The 2,267-nt window shown below is 64.4% G+C and carries 2 rRNA genes and 1 pseudogene; all 3 read right to left on the bottom strand.

What is annotated here, in order from left to right:
- Window positions 1–626: pseudogene (locus tag HNR61_RS46990) on the bottom strand (hypothetical protein); the annotation flags it as partial.
- A gap of 339 nt (window positions 627–965) precedes the next feature.
- Window positions 966–1,082, bottom strand: a 5S ribosomal RNA gene (gene rrf / locus HNR61_RS33400).
- Window positions 1,083–1,236: 154 nt separating this feature from the next.
- A 23S ribosomal RNA gene (locus HNR61_RS33395) occupies window positions 1,237–2,267 on the bottom strand; the annotation flags it as partial.

Genomic DNA, 2,267 nt, shown 5'->3' with positions numbered 1-2,267 from the left:
GTTGAACCCGCCCGAACGCTGCTCACCACCTCGCTCGTCGTTGGAGCGACGCGGGGGACGACGGTCGTCACGGTTGAAGCCGCCGGAACGGCGGTCGCCGCCACCCTGCGCGTCGTTGAAGCGACGCGGAGGACGACGGTCGTCACGGTTGAAGCCGCCGGAACGGCGGTCGCCGCCACCCTGCTCGTTCTCGAACCTGCGAGGACGGCGGTCGTCGCCCTCGTTCTCGAAACGACGGGGACGACGGTCGTCGCGGTCGGTCTCGTACCGGCGGCCACCGGGCCGACGGTCGTCGTTGAACTGGCGCCCACCGGAGCGCTGCTCACCGCCGCGGCCCTCGTTGAACCGGCGAGGACGCTCGTCGTCGGAGCGGCGGGGACGGCGGTCGTCGCGGTTGAACCCGCCGGAACGCTGCTCGCCACCGCGCTGCTCGTTCTCGAAACGGCGGGGACGGCGGTCGTCACGGTCCTGCGGCCGCCCCTGGAAGCCACGTCCCTGGGGGCGCCCCTGGCCACCGCCGTTGCGGGGGCCGCCGAAACGGCGTTCACCGCGGTCCTCGCCGGGGCCGCCGCGCCGGTCGTCGGACCGCTGGAACGGCGGCCGGCCGCCCTGACGACGGTCGTCACGCTGTCCGCCCTGGCGGTCCCGCCAGTTACCGCCGCCCGATGGACGGCCACCGCGGTCGCCCCGCGGTCCCCCGTCACGCGAGGAGTTCCCGCGCGGACCACCGGCGCCCTGTCGAGGCCCACCGCGGGCGTTGTCTCCACGACGGGGAGCCTTGCCCTGCTCCCCGTTCCTGTCCCGCCGCCCGCGGTTGTCGTCGCTGCGGCCGTCCTCTTCCGCGCTCATCACGTCCGTCACTGTTCTCGTGGTTCATGTGGACCCTTGCCAGCCTACTTTGGCAGGTCCCAGACATGCGTCGAGGGCCGCCTCGATAAATCGCGGCGACCCTCGACCAAAAATGAGTCCGGCGGCGTCCTACTCTCCCACACAGTCTCCCGTGCAGTACCATCGGCGCTGAAGGGCTTAACTTCCGGGTTCGGGATGGGACCGGGTGTTTCCCCTTCGCCATAACCACCGGACGACCATCTCCCGGGCCACCCTCGAAGGGTGCGGGAAGTCTTCGTCCGAGCTCAAGGCTCAGCTGATTCTTTTGTAGCGGTTCCCGTTTGTTTTCTGGGAACCACACAGGGACGCGAACAACTTTTCATGCAGCGATTGGTTTGAACGTATCGTGTGTTCAAGCCACTCGGCCTATTAGTACCGGTCGACTCCACACGTTACCGCGCTTCCATCTCCGGCCTATCAACCCAATCGTCTATTGGGAGCCTTACCCCACTTACGTGGGAGGGAGAACTCATCTAAAGGAAGGCTTCCCGCTTAGATGCTTTCAGCGGTTATCCCTACCGAACGTAGCCAACCAGCCGTGCCCCGGGCGGGACAACTGGCACACCAGAGGTCCGTCCGTCCCGGTCCTCTCGTACTAGGGACAGATCCTCGCAATTCTCCTACGCGCGCAGCGGATAGGGACCGAACTGTCTCGCGACGTTCTAAACCCAGCTCGCGTGCCGCTTTAATGGGCGAACAGCCCAACCCTTGGGACCTACTCCAGCCCCAGGATGCGACGAGCCGACATCGAGGTGCCAAACCATCCCGTCGATATGGACTCTTGGGGAAGATCAGCCTGTTATCCCCGGGGTACCTTTTAGCCGTTGAGCGACACCACTTCCACACGTCGGTGCCGGATCACTAGGCCCTGCTTTCGCACCTGCTCGACCCGTCGGTCTCACAGTCAAGCTCCCTTGTGCCCTTGCACTCACCACCTGATGACCAACCAGGCTGAGGGAACCTTTGGGCGCCTCCGTTACTCTTTGGGAGGCAACCGCCCCAGTTAAACTACCCACCAGGCACTGTCCCCCACCCGGATCCACGGGTGCGGGTTAGACACTCAAAACGACCAGAGTGGTATTTCACCAGCGACTCCACCAACACTAGCGTGCCGGCTTCACAGTCTCCCACCTATCCTACACAAGACGCTCCAAGCGCCAATGCCAAGCTATAGTGAAGGTCCCGGGGTCTTTCCGTCCTGCTGCGCGAAACGAGCATCTTTACTCGTACTGCAATTTCGCCGGGCCTGTGGTTGAGACAGCGGGGAAGTCGTTACGCCATTCGTGCAGGTCGGAACTTACCCGACAAGGAATTTCGCTACCTTAGGATGGTTATAGTTACCACCGCCGTTTACCGGCGCTTAGATTCTCAGCTTCGAC

Origin of the sequence: Actinomadura kijaniata (assembly GCF_014138665.1) — a bacterium.
Classification (GTDB): Bacteria; Actinomycetota; Actinomycetes; order Streptosporangiales; family Streptosporangiaceae; genus Spirillospora; species Spirillospora kijaniata.
The sequence above is the reverse complement of the archived record's forward strand: the minus strand, read 5'-3'. Positions and strand labels throughout refer to the sequence as shown.